At 47.8% G+C, this 17,158-nt stretch carries 17 protein-coding genes; 2 read left to right on the top strand and 15 right to left on the bottom strand.

Features of this window, described 5'->3' with window-relative positions; all coding sequences use genetic code 11:
• Positions 1-415 precede the first annotated feature (415 nt).
• Complete coding sequence (locus ACYVR3_RS08315) at positions 416-2,023, bottom strand: putative polysaccharide biosynthesis protein (protein WP_057152369.1); 1,608 nt, start codon at positions 2,021-2,023, stop codon at positions 416-418.
• Between the two features lie 325 nt (positions 2,024-2,348).
• On the opposite strand from ACYVR3_RS08315, the gene ACYVR3_RS08310 reads away from it, so the two are divergent.
• The gene (locus tag ACYVR3_RS08310; RefSeq protein WP_461243870.1) at positions 2,349-2,978 is read left to right on the top strand and encodes a hypothetical protein; all 630 of its coding nucleotides are present in this window, start codon (positions 2,349-2,351) and stop codon (positions 2,976-2,978) included.
• Positions 2,979-3,282: 304 nt separating this feature from the next.
• Here ACYVR3_RS08310 and ACYVR3_RS08305 read toward each other — a convergent pair whose 3' ends face one another.
• The gene (locus ACYVR3_RS08305; RefSeq protein WP_461243869.1) at positions 3,283-4,464 is read right to left on the bottom strand and encodes an MFS transporter; all 1,182 of its coding nucleotides are present in this window, start codon (positions 4,462-4,464) and stop codon (positions 3,283-3,285) included.
• A 240-nt stretch (positions 4,465-4,704) separates the two neighbouring features.
• On the opposite strand from ACYVR3_RS08305, the gene ACYVR3_RS08300 reads away from it, so the two are divergent.
• A complete protein-coding gene (locus ACYVR3_RS08300) occupies positions 4,705-6,462 on the top strand; it encodes an ABC transporter ATP-binding protein (RefSeq protein WP_461243868.1) in 1,758 nt (585 codons plus the stop codon).
• A gap of 924 nt (positions 6,463-7,386) precedes the next feature.
• On the opposite strand, the gene ACYVR3_RS08295 is transcribed toward ACYVR3_RS08300, so the two are convergent.
• From ACYVR3_RS08295 to ACYVR3_RS08235, 13 genes are all read right to left on the bottom strand, one after another.
• Positions 7,387-8,172, bottom strand: coding sequence for a tyrosine-protein phosphatase (locus tag ACYVR3_RS08295; RefSeq protein ID WP_461243867.1), 786 nt, complete (start codon positions 8,170-8,172; stop codon positions 7,387-7,389).
• A gap of 20 nt (positions 8,173-8,192) precedes the next feature.
• Positions 8,193-9,173, bottom strand: a complete 981-nt coding sequence (locus tag ACYVR3_RS08290) for an oxidoreductase (protein WP_461243866.1) — start codon at positions 9,171-9,173, stop codon at positions 8,193-8,195.
• Positions 9,174-9,356: 183 nt separating this feature from the next.
• The gene (locus ACYVR3_RS08285) at positions 9,357-9,629 is read right to left on the bottom strand and encodes a EutN/CcmL family microcompartment protein (protein WP_054732736.1); all 273 of its coding nucleotides are present in this window, start codon (positions 9,627-9,629) and stop codon (positions 9,357-9,359) included.
• 22 nt (positions 9,630-9,651) lie between these two features.
• Positions 9,652-10,509 (bottom strand): ethanolamine utilization protein EutJ, encoded by an 858-nt coding sequence (gene eutJ / locus ACYVR3_RS08280; protein WP_461243865.1) that lies wholly within the window; start codon positions 10,507-10,509, stop codon positions 9,652-9,654.
• A gap of 26 nt (positions 10,510-10,535) precedes the next feature.
• A complete protein-coding gene (locus ACYVR3_RS08275; RefSeq protein WP_054732731.1) occupies positions 10,536-10,904 on the bottom strand; it encodes a BMC domain-containing protein in 369 nt (122 codons plus the stop codon).
• A 98-nt stretch (positions 10,905-11,002) separates the two neighbouring features.
• Complete coding sequence (locus ACYVR3_RS08270) at positions 11,003-11,446, bottom strand: cupin domain-containing protein (protein ID WP_461243864.1); 444 nt, start codon at positions 11,444-11,446, stop codon at positions 11,003-11,005.
• Entirely contained in the window at positions 11,436-12,563 is a 1,128-nt protein-coding gene (gene eutH / locus ACYVR3_RS08265) for an ethanolamine utilization protein EutH (protein ID WP_461243863.1), read from the bottom strand. Before eutH ends, ACYVR3_RS08270 begins: the two co-directional genes overlap by 11 nt.
• Positions 12,564-12,655: 92 nt before the next feature.
• Positions 12,656-13,279 carry a hypothetical protein gene (locus ACYVR3_RS08260; RefSeq protein ID WP_054732725.1) on the bottom strand — a complete coding sequence of 208 codons (624 nt, stop codon included), beginning with the start codon at positions 13,277-13,279 and terminating at the stop codon, positions 12,656-12,658.
• A 9-nt stretch (positions 13,280-13,288) separates the two neighbouring features.
• Positions 13,289-13,921, bottom strand: a complete 633-nt coding sequence (pduL, locus tag ACYVR3_RS08255) for a phosphate propanoyltransferase (protein ID WP_300563119.1) — start codon at positions 13,919-13,921, stop codon at positions 13,289-13,291.
• Positions 13,918-14,577 carry a hypothetical protein gene (locus ACYVR3_RS08250; protein WP_461243862.1) on the bottom strand — a complete coding sequence of 220 codons (660 nt, stop codon included), beginning with the start codon at positions 14,575-14,577 and terminating at the stop codon, positions 13,918-13,920. Before ACYVR3_RS08250 ends, pduL begins: the two co-directional genes overlap by 4 nt.
• A 40-nt stretch (positions 14,578-14,617) precedes the next feature.
• Positions 14,618-14,923, bottom strand: a complete 306-nt coding sequence (locus tag ACYVR3_RS08245; RefSeq protein WP_057151663.1) for a BMC domain-containing protein — start codon at positions 14,921-14,923, stop codon at positions 14,618-14,620.
• Between the two features lie 26 nt (positions 14,924-14,949).
• On the bottom strand, positions 14,950-16,440 hold the full coding sequence (locus ACYVR3_RS08240) for an acetaldehyde dehydrogenase (acetylating) (protein ID WP_300563111.1): 1,491 nt from the start codon (positions 16,438-16,440) through the stop codon (positions 14,950-14,952).
• On the bottom strand, positions 16,437-17,156 hold the full coding sequence (locus tag ACYVR3_RS08235) for a BMC domain-containing protein (RefSeq protein WP_461243861.1): 720 nt from the start codon (positions 17,154-17,156) through the stop codon (positions 16,437-16,439). The genes ACYVR3_RS08240 and ACYVR3_RS08235 overlap by 4 nt, the downstream gene beginning before the upstream one ends.
• Between the last annotated feature and the right edge of the window lie 2 nt (positions 17,157-17,158).

Here is a 17,158-nt window from a genome sequence, read left to right as displayed (position 1 = left end):
GGAGCGTTGGTGGAATGAGTTTAAATTACGGTGGATGGAACGACACCCAATGCCTAAGACCTACGAAGAACTCGTGAGGCTCGTTGAAGACGGTATTGACTACTTCAATTCTAAAAATCGTTCGGTTCAAAGAAACGGCCTCACCCCAGATGAATACTGGAACGAAGCCATTTGAGTACAAAGAAAATTTTATATTATTTCATCTGTCAACTTGACAGGGCTGTCTACACACGTTTTTTGGCGAGGCTTCAATTCGAGGCCTGAGACCGCCCTTCGGCTCAGACCGGCCCTATAGCAGGAACCTAGCCGCTGACCGGAATCGTCAGTTCACGCAAAGCGTATTTTACAAACTGAACAGCAGAATGCTTATGCTGGACAAAAAAAGAGACCACCCAAAAGTGATCTCATCAATGTACTATTCAAAATGCTTATACCGGAAATACTTATACCCAATATTTCGATCAAAGACCGCCCGTGACAGTCCTAATCGATTGGCAACACTGAGGTAAGCGCCCAAGGCCACTAGCCCGAAAACAGCAGCGTAAATCAACGCACCAAGCTTCGTCGTTGGCAAGAAGATTCGGTGTAGCCCTTCAGCAATCCCAACGACGACGATGAAGAAACCAACGTTCACGCCAATCAGTTTACTCAACTGCCCATAATGAACGTGGAACTCATGGCCGACTTTTCGAAGACACAGGAAGGCGATGAAGCCAAACGAGATCGACGTTGCTAAAATTGCGCCGAAGCCTTGCAACCAAGCCACCAACGGGTACTGCAACACGGCTTTAACCAGTAACCCAATTAACAAGTAGTTCATGGCCTTCTTGCTATAGTGCAGCGCCTGCAAAATCGTCAAACTGTTGATGGCCATCCCCAATACCAAACTCTGCAGTAAGTTCCAGAACAGGTACCGGCCGCCGAGTTGACTGAACGAGAAGAAGATACCGTTGGTTTCATAAGCTAACGCGTCTAAAATGGTCACCGCTGGCAGTAACGCAAAGGTCAACAACTTCAAGTTTTGCAATACCAGTTCACCGATTCGTTCTCGCGGCGCACCCTTACTGCTAGCCAAAATTGGCAAAGTGGTTTCTGCCATGGCAATGGCCAAAGATACCACCACCGTCGTGATTTTGGTTGGATTTGCCGAAAACAGCGTGTAGAGGTACTGAATTGCGTTGGCCGAATAATGCGTGGTTGATTGCACGATCTGTTTGAAGAACAGTTGGTCGACCAGCTGACTCAGCGTGATACCTGAACCCACGATGACGAACGGCACTGATTCGTACACGATGGTCATCAAGATGTGCTTTAAACTTTCCGGTGCTAGTGGTTCACTCTCCTGAGCCGCTTGCCGGTAAGCGCCACGCTGTTTGCGGTAATACAGTGCCAAATATAGATAGCTGGCAACTGCCCCAATGACGGCACCCAGAACACTGTAGTAAACGGCGACCACGTAACTCACGTGCCACACTTCGATGACTAAGTAGGTCATCACCAGAATGAAAATCACCCGAATGAACTGCTCCCACAGTTGTGAGATGCCAAACGGCTTGAGATCCTGATTACCTTGGAACCAACCGCGAATGATACTCATTGACGGTAGGATAATAATCGCCGGCACCAGCACTCGAATCGCATTTGTCGCGTGTTGTAGCGAAACCACGGGACTATTACGTGCAATCACTGGCGCCAATGCGTACAGTAAGATCCCGCAGACTAACCCCGATGCCAACATCACCATAAACCCGACTTTAGTTAGGCGTTTCGCATTTAAAAAGCGGTTCTCGCCGTTATAAAAGGCCACCCGCCGCGCAACTGCGGACGGAAACCCTGCTGTTCCCAGCGAGATAAATAACGCATATGGCGTATACGCCGTGTTAAACAGCGCTTGCGCCACACTCTGTTGGTGCGGATTACCAATCATGTACAACCATGGAATCAGGTATAAGATCCCCAACACCCGTGAAAAAATGCTCCCAAATGATAGCCAGAACGACCCTGACATTAGTTTTTTATTCACAAAATTTCTCCTAAATCTAACTGAACTTCAATCCATCACTTTTAGGACGCCCGTCTTGTTTCAGGCCGCCATTGACGACTCACTGACGATTTGTCCGTTAACGTTTTCTACGAACCTTAAGCATAGCACGTTTTTTAGCGCACGCCTACACCGTTTTGTTCGGAAAGCGTTGGTTAGGCGTTATAACAGCTCAATAAATCGCTACGGGGCTAGTAGATTATTGCCCAGTTTAACTGTATTAACGGTTTACCCACTCCTTTTTCATTGAAACCCAACGACTCAAATGTTATTATTCCATCTAAGATATTACTTAAAGGAGCAGTGCATGCATAAGTTATTAGTTACCATTGGGGTCTTCGTTGCTGCGGTCGGGGGAATCATTGCCGCACCAGTCAAGAGCTCAGCCGCAACATTACCAGCCGTTAAAGTCGCTCACGTTGGCTACCAAGCTGATCACAAGCAGTTAAGCTTTACAGCAACTGCGCCAAAATCAGCGAAGAAATTGGCCGTTAGTTATCATGGTCAGGTCAAAACCTATACGCTTAAGCATCAGCAAGCCAACGTTAACTATCAATTTAGCGGCTACCGTAACTTTAAAGTTTACGGCGTTAACGCCAAGGCTCATCGTGTCACGCGGATCAAGTCGCTGACATCCGCCAACTACACCACCACTGAAATCATTAACTATGACGAACAACTTACAACCAAAACTTACCAAGTGACGATTCAAACCCTGGCACCACACCGAACCGTCGCCCTTTATCACGGTACCAAGCGGCTTCAATTGAAATCAACCGGTACCGGTCAAGCCGTCACGTTTACCATGAGTGCGGCAAACTATGCCAAATACGGTGCTAACTTAAACTACACCGTTAAGGCTACTAATAAGAAAGCCTCGCTTCCTTTCGAGCTTCACTTACTGAAGAAACCGGGAAACCTGGCAGCGATTGCTTAGGTATTGCTAAATAAAAGCGCCACAAGTCGTTCCTTTTAGAGAAGGAATTACTTGTGGCGCTTTTACTGTAATTGGCATCAATTGTTGGTGCTAGATCAATTAACATTTTCAAGAGGCTGAGAAAAAGGCCATATTGGTAAGTATCGAACTAATTCTTCGCTCAAAATGAATTAAAAATTTGAGTTAAGCTCAAGACTGTTATCTAGTCGAAACGTGTTCAGCAAGCCAGAAGACTATGTGTAAGAAGGACTAGGCAACTCCCCAGACCCGGGGGCTTTACCTAGTCCTTCTTACACGCCGTCTCCTAACCGGCTCGCTTCACACTCTTCTTGGCAATAATCCGATTCAACAAAATCATTAATCCCAACGAAATCGCCGCGTACACCGCTGCGCCCCAGCTAATGTGGGCAACGCCAACGGGAGCGACCAGCATCGAAGCAGTGGCTGATCCAAGTGAAATCCCGAAGTTAAAGAAGATCGAATTTAACGATGACGCCAGGACTAACGCTTGTGGGTAGTCCTTTTCCGCCACGTTCAAGAAGTGAATTTGAGCTGGCGAGTTCAGCAACGTCACAATCAGACTCAAAATCAGCAACATCCCGTAACCCGTAAGCTTATTCATTAAGCCAAATGGCAACAGGGCTAAAATCACAATGTCCAACACGTAAAATTTTGGCATCCGCTTCAAACCGTCACGTTCCGCCAACATCCCCGAGAACCGGTTGCTGACAATGCTGATCAGCCCGATGCCAAATAACAACCAGTTCAAACTCTGGTTACTAAAGCCTAGCACCGTGGTCAACATTGGCCGGATATAGGTATAGTAGGCGTAGAACGTTGCGGCAGTGAAGAGAACCAGAATCACGGCCACGTAGATTCGCGGATCTTTCAACAACACCAACTGATTGCGAATCGATCCCTGAACCTGATCAACGTGTTTGGGTAAAATCACGACTAATAACGCAAACGTGATAATCGAGACCACGGAGACCATAAAGAAGGCGTAACGCCAACTGTAGTTCGTACTAATCGTTGTCCCAATCGGCACCCCGAAGACTGAGGCAATACTGAACCCAGCGTAGATCCAAGACACCAGACTCGCCCGCTTTTCCCGCGGCGCAATTGAGCTGGCGAAGGTCATGATCAGTGAAATAATGGCGCCGGAAACACTGGCTGAGATGATCCGCGAACCCATCATGAACCAGTAATTGGTTGCTAAGCCACTCAACGTGTTCCCAATTAAGAAGATCAACATGAGTACTAGCAGCGTTTTATACCGACTGTATTTACTCGTTAACACGGTAATGAACGGTGTGCTGATGGCATAGGTCGTGGCGAAAATGGTCACGAGGTAACCCGCCAAAGCCAATGACACGTGCAAGTGACCCGCGATGTCGGACAGAATTCCGACCACCATAAACTCGTTACACCCTAACATGAAGGCCACGAGCACAAATACGATAGCTTGTATGCGATACTTATTCAAAAAAATTCCCCTTTGCTATTTTTTCTCTCCTAACAGCCTACACCATCTCCGCACCAATTTTAAGCCGTTCGTGTCAGATTCCCGTTAAAAAGCGCTCCCAATTCAAAATTTCTCATCTAACTCACAGGTATACCAATTGTGAAAGTTGTCGCAATCACGAAGTCGGAGACGCTTAACTATCCATTACCGTTAAAATGTGCTACATTGCGGTTAATTACTTCGAAACGCGAGGTCCTCAGCATGTCCAACTCACCATCCCTCTTAGCCATGTTCAAATTTGTATTCGGTAAAGTTCTCACCCGCCGCTGGCTCCTGATTCTTAACGTGCTGGCGTTAACGGTGATCACTTTGCTGCAATTTGTCGTACCCCAAATCGAACAGTATATCATTGATAAAATCATTCCCCAGCAAAACTACACCGGGCTCCTCTGGGCCATTGGCGGCCTGTTGTTGACGGCGCTAGTATTGGGGCTATTCAACTATCTTTCTACCTATTACATGAGCGTGATGAGTCAAAACGCCATTACCGCACTGCGGAACCAGCTTTATCAGTATTTACTCAAACTCGATACGACCTTCTTTGAGTCCAGCAAAACCGGCGACCTGATGACTCGCCTGACCAGTGACATCAATAACCTCCAGAGCCTCATCTCCGCCAATATGCTCAACATGGTCGGCAACCTGTTCACCTTCGTTGGCGTACTAGCGCTCATCGTCTACATCAACTGGCAGATGGCATTGGCCGTCAGCCTCACCTTTCCACTGATGTTTCTGGTCTACCGCGTGTTCCGGTTCCGCATCCGTAGCGCCTTCCTTCACGCCCGTCAGTCACAAGCCCGAATGTCGAATCAAATGCAGCAGACGCTCACCCAAATCGATCTAATCAAGAGTTTCAACAGTGAACAAACCGAAGCCGGTCGCTTTGAGAAACTAGCTGATACGAACCGAAACGACATGATCACTGCCGGTCGCAACCAAGCCATTTTCTCGCCGTTGATCGATAGTTTGAACTATTTAGGCATCGCCATTGTCCTATTGTTGGGCGCCTACTTCATTATGAAGGGCCACCTCACCGTTGGGGCGTTAGTAGCGTATTTAAGCTACGTCGGCATGGTTCAGTCCCCGATTCAATCCTTCACCCGTTTGTTGAACCAACTGCAACAGGCCTCCGTTTCTTACGGCCGGATCCAATCGGTGTTGGACGTGACGCCAACCATCGTTAACGTTGCGGAACCAAAACCTTTCCCAACGCTTAAAACGGGCATCCAACTCGACAACGTCACCTTCACCTACCCAACGACTCGTGGCAAAGACGACCCTGCTGTCACGCTAAACGATGTTAGTTTTCAAATACCTTACGGCCAGACTACCGCACTGGTCGGCCAATCCGGTTCCGGCAAAACCACCATTACTCGCTTGATTGACCGATTCTACGATCTCGACAGCGGTCAAATCACCTTTGACGGCGTCCCGGTGACGCAAATCGACCTGTCAGACCTGCGACAACACATCGCCATCGTTTCTCAAGACATCTTCATCCTGGATGGTTCAATTCGGGATAACGTCTTGTATGGGCGGCCAGAGGCAACTGACGATGATATTTGGCAGGTCCTAACGCTTGCCGACCTCGCAGAATTTGTTCGTCAACTGCCTGATCAACTGGATACGCAGGTTGGCGAACGGGGCGTTAAACTCTCCGGTGGCCAAAAGCAACGATTGTCGATTGCGCGGGCGTTACTGAAGGATGCGCCGGTCATTATCTTAGATGAGGCCACCGCCAGCCTTGATAACCAGTCCGAAAAAGCAATTCAGCACGCCCTGAATAACCTGTTGCAGTCGCGCACCTCGTTGGTGATTGCCCACCGACTTTCGACGATTCATGATGCTGATCAGATTATCGTGATGGCGGATGGACGTGTGGTGGAACGTGGGAACCATGAGACATTGCTGGCGAAGAATGGGACTTATACGGCGTTGTATAATGCGCAGTTTGAATAATACTAAGAGAATGCACCTCAGGATTTTTTGCTGTCGCTTGTGTCCAGCGACAGCATTCTTCTGTTTAGCTTGTGAAGTGCGGTGATCTGCGTAAACTGACGATTCCGGTAGCCGGCCAGGTTCCTGCTGTGGGGCCGGCCTGAGCCAAAGAGCGGTCTCAGCCCTCGAATTAAAGCCTCGCCAAAATCCGTGCGAGTCTTTAATTCGTCCCCGATAATTGGCGGTTGTTGGAAAGTCGCCAACAACCACCAATTATCGCGACACAGCATCCACCTGGCCGGCTACCTCCATCTCACGTTGACGCAATTCGGTACGCTTAGCTGAACGACTTTCGACAGTATTACAACGACTGACGTTGAGTCGACAAACACTAAAATTGATTAACAGCTGATGTTTCATCATCATGGCGGGCAAGAAATCAATCTGTTCTGAACATTGACCTAATGCGCTTGAACCAACTGTGGACGTAATACTGTTACGTTGCTGTTCAACTTTTACTGAGTTGTTCACGATTGTCATTGTGCGACAGTTTGGCCCTTCATGATAAATTTTCGGGAGTGCGGTCCTGCTGCCGATAATCCGCAAACAAGAGGTCGGTCAGAAAATTGGGCTCAGCCGTGAAATTTCACTTAGCTGGTGAACTTCCAGCTTAGTGAAAGGCCGAATTCTGAGACGTGTTTTTCCGGCTCAGAATCGTGCCCACGGCGTTCCAGCCCAAATTTTCTGACCGATCGGTTGTGCCCACAATATCACCCATGAGTAACGCGCCAACGAAGCCAAATTTCACAAGCTCCGCACACTTACGCTGGACACAAACGATAGCAACTATCGATAAAACATATCAGAATACAAACTGATAACCCTTATACGCTAAAAAAACGTTATTGCATCAGCGCCAATTCGCTTTATGCAATAACGTTTTTGTCATTCTAAGTAAGCGCGTTTCAGTTCCCCAATCATGCTATCCGTAATGCCTACAACGGTGTGTAAATACGCCTGTACGCCCCCGTATTCTTCATTGATCAACGACATCGCCCGCTGGTAATAATCCAGCTTAACGGTCGATAAATCACACACTGAGTTAATAAACGCCGGTGACATATTCGCCTGTCGCGCCTCGGCTACCCGCCATTGAACACGTTTTACCGACAATGGATTGGTCATTAAATAATCCGCTTCAATGTACTCTGGACTAACGCCTAACGCAAACAACAATAGGATGCTACACATTCCAGTCCGATCCTTACCGGCTGAGCAGTGAAACAACACCGTTTCATCCTTTCCATGAGCCGCTAAATAGGCTAAAAAGCGATGGTAGGTCCGCTGAGCTTGCGGGTTGATCACTAAATCGCGGTAAACGTCCAGCATCCGTAAATAACCACCCTCTGGATTCGTCGCGTACACCTGCTGTAATCGTTCGCTAATTTCAGTACTTTCAGTTTCATCATCATCTAGAACGGGTAAGTGAATATAGCGGGTTCCCGTCATCATCCGATCCGGATATTGCCGAAGCTCAGCCGACGACCGTAGATCAACGTTCACCGTAATTCCGTAATCTGCTAACTTCACCTCGTCAGCAATCGTTAACTCTGCCAAGGTTCCGGCTCGGACCAGCTTATGCCACTTTGTTTGACGGCCATCTCGCGTCAAATACCCGCCGAGGTCGCGAAAGTTAACGCCACCCGTTAATGAAATTGCCTGCGTTGTCATCTCACAACCTCCCATCTTATTTAGTCGTTCAATAACCGTTGTGCCCACGTTGGTTCACTGACGATTGGAGTCGCGATCCCAATTAAATCGGCGTTGCTAGTCACAACATCTGTTTTAGTGCGGATATGGCCAGCAATCATCACTGGTACCTGACTGGTTGACTTCACAATATCCGCAACCGTCCAAGTTGCCAGTCGTGAACTCGTTTGTGGCCGTTGGTCATAGTGGTGCAACGATAAACTCAGATAATCAATGCCCAACCGTTCAAGAATTTGCATCAAAAACAGGTTGTCCTCTAGGGTTAGACCACCTGGTTCAGCCTCCTCGGGCGAGATTCGGTAACCAACCGCAAAGGGCCGATTAGCAGCGTTCGCTTCTTGGACGACTAACCGAGTCAACATCGCCGGAAACTGAATGCGATTGACTAACGGACCGCCAAATTCATCGTCACGCTGATTAGAGGCTGGTGACATAAATTGCTGGCATAAAAACGTATTGGCACCGTGAATTTCAACGCCATCAAATCCAGCCTGAATCGCTCGCCGAGTTGCGTCAACGAAGTCCTGCATGATCTGAATAATTTCATCACGCGTCAGTTCTCTTGGAATATCGACTTGACCGTGCTTCGCTTGAATCGCACTTGGCGCAACAACGTCATGTCCAGCCGTCACAAACCGATTGGTCATCCGACCAGCGTGAACTAACTGTAAGATAGCCCGACTGCCACCCGAATGAATGGCCTGAGCCAACTGACTTAACCCCTCGATGGCGTCATCCGATGCACAACTAACCGCTCCAAAGCCTGAATTGCCAGAAGGTGAGACATATCCCGACCCAATAATCGATAAGCCAACCGATTGACTCCGCTCACGATAGAATTCAACGTCCTTTTCAGTCACTCGGCCACCAGCTGATAACTGAGCATTCATTGGTGCCATCACCAAATGATTACGTAAAATGATCCCTGATTTCAGGGTATAACTCTGCCTTAACTGATCCATACGGCATTCCTCCATGGCATTTAGTTGACCCAACATCGACGTCGGGGACTCACCCATTTCTCTCAGATAAACCAATAAACCAACTGGCTTATTCGCTTATCTGAGGGGATAAACCACTGGCTTATCCCACCCAAGAATGTTAAACCACGTTACCGTGCGCGGGCTTTCGTCCTACCGACACCATTAACTATCAAATCGGTCAATGATCCCGACAATTGCAGCGTCCATCACATCAGCGTGCGGATCACCTTGAGGACTACTATTTCGAGCACCAGCCCCCCGAACATAGAGGACGTACTCACCAATCCCGGCACCTACTGTATCAGCAGCCACCTCTTCGTGACGCACCGTTTGACCATCCGCATTAATTGGTTGAATAATCATTAACTTTCGACCAACTAGTGACGGATCCTTCTGCGTTGAAACAACGCTGCCAACGACTTTTCCCATATACATGGCATCTGCCCGCTTCCTTTAACTATTCTGGTTCATGATCGTACATTGCAATACCTAGTGGTGTCACGAATTGTGGAAAATCCGGTTTATAGGCGGGTAACGTTAGCGTTTTACTGAAAGTTGGAATGAACTGTTTGAAATTGATCGCCCCACCAACAACGATAACGGGTTGCTTAACTTCCGTTGTCACTGCAGTTTTAGTGATCATGGCCATTTTTTCGACAACTGGCCGAATGACCGCAAACACTTCGCCTTCCTTGCTTTCATCACGCTTCATTAACTCCGCTTCTGCCGAATCAACGTGGTGGTAACCCGCTAACACTAAGGTCATATGGGACCCACCAGTTGCTTCATCCAGCACTTCGTTGAGGTGACCGTGCTCAAAGACACTGATCCCCGTTGTCCCACCACCAATATCAACTACGGTGCCATCCTGCATGTGCAGGAACTGCGCAGCAGCAGTTGGTTCATCAACTATTTCGCGACACTCAAACTCAGCTGATTCAATTACGTTCGTCACGATTTTAGCACTGCCATGTCCCGTTCCCGGTGGCACAGCACCACAGGCCGTGGTTAGGGTGACCCCTAACACGTCTTCCGCCTTTTGCTTCAACCGCTTTAAAATCTGCACTGATTCGATAAAGTTGACCACGATACCATCGCGGACGGCGTTATCGTATTCAAATGCACCATATAGCGGCTGATTCTGTTCATCTAATACCGTCAACACAATTGACGAGGTCCCAAGATCCACGCCGACTCGTAGCTGTTCGTCAGCCGTTACTTCCCGGATTGGGTGGTCACCGTTCACAACGGTCGCAAATGCTTGGAGTTGCTGATTGACTTGTTTAAGATCAACTTGCGTTTTAATCGTCATCATCTTTCGCCTCACTGATTGTAGTTTCCCTAGGTTCGGGTAATGGTCGAAACTGAGAAATCAAGAATATCCTGCAACTTAGTCACGACTTCGCGTAGAGCAGCATCAACTTCCGACACTTCTCCACACACGACAACGGAACCACTGAAGCGATCAATGAATCCTAGACTGACACTACTGGCCTTCGTCGCGATATCACTAGCAATAATTGACGCCTCGCTGGGCGTAATGGTTAGAATCCCCAATGCAGTGTTCGTATCACTTAACCCTAATTTTTCGAAAATATCCTTATCCGGATTAGCGATAATGTGCGCTAGGGTGATCTGTTTGCCGGGAACGTACTCTTGAATCATCCGTTCCGGTTCAGTTCGATGTTCTTGTGATGAATCTGTTACCATTATTCATACCCCCTCAACAACCTGATGCCGTCACTCACCTGCGTTAACAGTTGTCGCACCACTCGTTGGTCGCACACTACGTTAACCCCTGATTGTCACTAAGCTTGGTTTGCCCAGTCGGCAGGATAAGTGATATAGATAAACCGCGCTTCCTTTGGTGCAGAGAATTTGATTTGACTGCCCTTAGGAATCAAGATGATTTGGCCAGGTCCCGCCGTAGCAGTCCCGTTCTTTCCAATCACACTAAGTTCACCAGAAACAACGTAATCCACTTCGTCGTAGTTAAGGGTCCAATCAAAGGTACTTTCCTTCATGGTCATTAACCCGGCACCAAGACGTGGGCTTTCGTTCAGGTCAAAGAAATCCTTGGTGTAAACTTGATCACTTGGATTTCCCGTATCCATTCTGTCGGCTTCCGACACACTCCAGTTAGGCAGGTCAATGCTGATCAGCCCATCCGGGGTCGTTGTTTTATTGGTCCCTAACTTTTCCAACACAATTTTCCGAATAATGGCTTCAACCTGTTCACGCTCAATGTTCATCTGCAATCACGTCTCCTTCTTCGGCTTTCTTATCTTCTTTACCTAACACCCGGTTAGCCATAAACATTGCGACTGCAATAGCTGTAATCCCGGCAACTAACTTGCTGACGATCATTGGGAAGATCATTTCTTTGGCCACCCCAGCGGTAAACCCTAAGTGATCCCCAAAGACGAAGGCTGCAGAAACGGCAAAGGCAACGTTGATGATCTTACCGCGGTCATCCATATCCTTCATCATTTCAAACATTGGAATGTTGTTGGCCAACGTAGCAACCAAACCGGCAGCCGCCGTTTCGTTCATCCCAAGCGCCTTCCCTAAGCCCATCAATGGCTTGCGGAAGACCTTAGTAATCACGTAAACCAGCGTAAATGCACCGGCTAAGGTCATCGCGATCCCACCAACAACTTGGATACCTTCACGAACGTTCCCCATACCAGGAATAACTTTAACGCCAACCATTGATTGAATGGCACCAATGGCTAACCCTAAGGTCCCGATAATCACGATCAATTGACCGAAAATGGAGAATCCTTTGATCATGCCTTCTGGTTTGAACCAAAGCCCTAATGCAATCAAAGCGGCAAACAGGATAATTGGCACAAGGTTCTTCAAAATCATCATCAATGGCATGCCCATCAGCAGGCCACCAACGAAACAACCAATTGGAATGGTGATCATCCCTGACAACACGCCGGTTGCCAAGAAACGGTGATCCTTCTTATCAATAATCCCTAACGCAACTGGAATTGAGAACACGATGGTTGGTCCCATCATTGAGCCGAGGATAACGGCTGCGAACATCCCAGCTTGTGGATCAACGGCCATTTGTTGGGCTAATTGGAAGCCACCCATATCAAGCGCAATCAAACTCGTTGCAAACATTGATGGGTCAGCACCTAACGCCGTGTAAACTGGCACAACAACTGGTGATAAAATCTTGGCCAAGATGGGCGCCAAGATGATGATCCCGACCATGGAGAGCGCCAAAGCCCCCATGGAGTTGATCCCTTCTTCGAACTTTTCACCTAAGCCGAATTTGTTACCGAGCATCTTATCAACGGCGCCTAAAATCATGAAGAGCACCATGACATACATAATTATTTCATTAATTCCCATAATCTAAACTGCCCCCTTCCAAACACGCGTTACAAACGTTAAAATCAATAATTGCTGTTTGGCTCACCAAGCTGTCAGCCAAACAAATTCGGTTAAACTTTGAGCCGATGATCACGGGCCCATTCAGCAGCTAAGTCCGTTAACACCTCACCCTCGTTCAACAGCGGTTGCTTATTTTGCCACCGCTGTTGGAGCGTAAGTTGGGTGATAAACTGGCGTTTGATTGGTGCTGACGCCATGACTTGTGACTGCTTCGGCAATGTTTTCAGTCGTTGCGTTAGTGCGACATCATCCTTGATAAAGTGAATGTTAAACTTGGCCACTTTTTGGAGTGCCAGTTGTAATTCATGCCACACCGCGTACTTTGCCTGCTTTCGGTACGGTCCCAGTTGTGGTGCCGCTGCCAAAATCCAAACTGGCTTGCCTTTCAACAAAAAGTCGATGACCTGGGTCGTTTCTGGATCAATTGCAGTCAGACTCGCCACGGCGAGTAACTGCTGTAATGTCATCTGACTAAGACAAAGCAGGATAGCATCGCTATCCTGCTTTTGTCCAAACTCGAAATGGAAGTCAGCTGAAAGTTTTTCGACATACGGTGCAGGATACGCTTCAATTTTGTCCTGAAACAGAATACTGTCTTGGGTAACGACTTCAAGTTGCGCTAAAACCCGGTCCGTGACGATTTGAATGATTCTTTCTATTTCAGCAGACTGCATTTTTAAAACCTACTTTTTATAAAGTGTTCCCCGCGTTCCCTTGGTTAAGCCACAAGCGTTGGCTTCATCAAAGTCGATGTGCATCCGGGTAGCAAACCGATCACTCACCCGAATGACCACGTTATCAAACGTTAAACCGCGATCGCCGCCAATTTTGACGCTGACGATATCGCTATTCTTAACCCCAAATAACTGGGCGTCAGCTGGCGTCATATGAATGTGACGTTGCGCGATCATCACCCCAAGTGGAATGGTGACCTGTTGGTTATCGTGAATCAACGTGACACCTGGCGTCTGGTCAAGATGACCACTTTCGCGTAATGGTGCTTTCACACCTAACGTCATGGCATCCGTCAATGACAGTTCAACTTGTGATTGTTCCCGGGCAGGACCAAGAATCGCAACGTTCTCGATTTGGCCTGCGGGTCCCTGAATCGTTAAGCGTTCTTCACTGACGAACTGGCCCGGTTGGGATAGTGGTCGTTTAGGCGTTAATTGATAACCCTTCCCAAACAACCCATCGATTGTCGCCTGATCCAAGTGGATGTGGCGGGCCGAAGCCTCAACTTCAAACGAGGTCTTCTTACGTAATTCGGTTACAATGTCTTCAACTAATTCATTTAAATTCTGCGTTGTCTTCACCTACTCTCTATTAGTGACTGTGTCCAGTCCTGAATCATGGTTTGCCATGTAATCACTGCTTGGTAGTAAGCCGATTGTTTTAAGTCCGGCTGAACGGTTAAGTAGTTTGCTAACGTATCGGCAACCAGCCCTAAGCTGAGCTGCAGATTCGAAATACTGAAGGTTGAAACTTCAGGAAGTTTCACCTCTGCCAGTTTCAAATTATCTACCGCATACTCCTCGTTAGTGAGGATCTCTTCAAACGTCGTCGTCGTGAGTGAATTAACAAAGGTGGTAATATCGGTGACGATCGTTTGATTCAATTCCCCGGTTGTTTCGCCGAGAATCGTTAGCCATCGCAATAACTGATCTCTTAAAGCGGACTGTAAGTGAACTAACGGAGTGCCATAATAGGTTAATTGATTAAAATCAATTGGCTGATGAGTCACCTGAATCGTTTGAAGCCACGGGTTCGGTTTCGGCTTTTCAGCTTCTTGAATTCTAACCTCACTGGTTTCCGTGCCGGATAAGTTGACCTTAATCTGGTGTTCGGTCAAAAATCCGCGGGCCGCTGGGGTCAGAATAGTACCTCTTGGCAAGGTCAGTTGATCTTGGTCGGTCAATTTGTTGACCCGCATCAACTGTCTCACTGAGCTTTCAGTTAGTAATTTACCCAAGAGGCACCTCCTTTCATGGACGACTTACCGTGATCACTGATTAATCTAAGGTTTCACCAGCAGCATCGGATAAGTGAGGTAAGATCCCTTCAACTTCGTTGTGTGGACGTGGGATAACGTGGACAGAAATCAATTCGCCAACTTTTTCACTAGCAGCAGCACCGGCATCAGTAGCAGCCTTAACGGCACCAACATCACCACGAACCATAACAGTTACCAACCCTGAACCAATTTGTTCCTTACCGATCAAAGTAACGTTAGCAGCTTTAACCATGGCATCGGCAGCTTCAATTGCACCAACTAAACCTTTAGTTTCGATCATTCCGAGAGCGTTTTCGTTTGACATAATAATGTCCTCCTTTTAAATGTAAGCTATTGAATTTGAGCTAAAACCTGACGCACTAATTCATCAACCAGTTGTTTTTGATCAACTGGGGTGGTACTTGGCGCTGCAGTAACACCAGCTGGTGCTACCTCAGCAACTTCGCGCTTAACTTCTTCGATTTCCCGAACGCCGGTTGCAACGTGCTTCACATCCAGCAAGTTCAACGGGCTAACGTTTTCTGAAGTTGCGCTACCACCAACGGCCCCACAACCTAACGTTAAGGCTGGGTTGAGGTTCGTTGAGGCCCCGATACCACCCAAGGTTCCTGGTGTGTTGATCAGGATTCGAGAAGCTGGTACCTTAGCTGCGTACTGACGAATCACCTTTTGGTTCTCCGAATGTAAGATGGCCGTGTGACCGGCACCTTCATTTGTCAATAATTTGACAGTCAAATCAGCAGCTGCAGCACAATCTGCAACTTCAAAATAGGCCACGATTGGGGTCAACTTTTCACGTGAGAATGGATCTTGTGGGCCAACGTTTTCGGGTTGGTCTTCAACAATCAAGACACGTGCTTCCATTGGAACGTTCAAACCGGCTAAGTCAGCAAGTTGTTGAACGGACTTCCCAACGATTTGCGGGTTCATCGTGTTGTCACCGCGAAGGATGAACTTCGATAACTTCGCAATTTCATCAGGGTTTAAGAAGTAACCACCTTGCTTTTTCAGTTCGGCACGAACTTCAACCTTGTTGGCATCTTCAGCAATGATCGATTGTTCTGATGCGCAAATCGTCCCATTGTCAAAGGTTTCAGAATCCATGATCCGTTTAACAGCTTGGGCCACATTGGCACTCTTTTCGATAAAGGCTGAGCCGTTACCTGGGCCAACCCCCAACGCTGGGGTTCCTGATGAGTATGCGGCGTGAACCATCGCACCCCCACCAGTTGCCAAGATCAACTTGGTTTCCTTATGTTTCATCAATTCATCGGTTGCTTCTAACGTTGGGCGGGTAATGCCTGAAATCAAACCTTCAGGTGCCCCAGCCGCAGTAGCAGCGTCGGAAACGACTTTAACGGCTTCCAAAATACAGTTCTTAGCATTTGGATGTGGCGAGAAGACAATGGCGTTCCCCGCTTTAACCGCAATCAGTGCTTTATAAAACACTGATGAGGTTGGATTAGTTGATGGAATCAACCCGGCGATAACACCGACTGGCACGGCCATATCGATTGTCTTTAATTCTGGGTGTTCTTCAACGATACCGACCGTCTTTAAATCACGGTACTTTTCGTAGATTGTTTTGGAACCAAAGACGTTTTTGATCACCTTGTCTTGCCAAATCCCAAAACCAGTTTCCTTTTGTGCCATTTTGGCTAGTCGTTCACTAGCCGCAACACCTGCATCGGCAATGGCTTTGCAGACAGAGTCAACTTGTTCTTGTGAGAACCGGCCAAATTGTTGTTGTGCCTTGGTAGCAGCGTGTAACAGCGTCCGTACTTCCTGGATGGAAGCTAAATCGTTATCAACTAGATTCAAGTGTTATCCCTCCTTTGCAAATCATCTAAGATAGCCTGGACTAGCGTCTTCTTGTTGCCCATCTTAATTTGCTTTTTAGTTAAGGTCTTGATGTTCATGCGGTAAGCTTGCCGACGAAGATCGACGACCCGCATCTTTTCAAGTTCTTGTTTATCAGTTACCCAGGTCTTCTCATCACCGGTAATTGGCTTTTGAGGGGTACTGCTGGTCTGAGTAGCTGGTTGTTTGGCTTCAGGTTTTGCTGAAACCGTTGGCTTACTTACTTGTGGTTTCTCTGGTACTGCTTCGGGTTGTGCAGATGCGTTTTCAGTTTTCGGTGCGTCTGCTTGTGCGTCCGAATCAGTGACCGAACTTGGCTCATCGATTTGAGGTTCAGCTAGTGGTGCTGGTTGATCGACGACCGGTTTTGGCGCTTCCGGCTTCGGATCTGGATCATCTGGCAATGGTGGCCGCGCCATCACTGCCGTTTGATTATCCATTCGTGCGATCACGTGTTGTGAAATTAAGCAGTTGAAGTCTTCGATACTGGCAACCCCAGCATCCACACTCGCATTGACTGCAGCAACGTCTCCCGTTAATAACACGGTGACCAATCCGCCGCGCGTAATCGGCATATCACTTAACTGAACGTTTGCGGCCTTAAGTGCCGCATCGGCTGCAACGACAGCGCCAAGGAAACCCCGTACTTCAATCATGCCAAGGCTTTCCACTGCCATTT

It is taken from the genome of Secundilactobacillus muriivasis (assembly GCF_054785195.1).
This window is presented reverse-complemented; position numbering and strand designations above follow the sequence as displayed.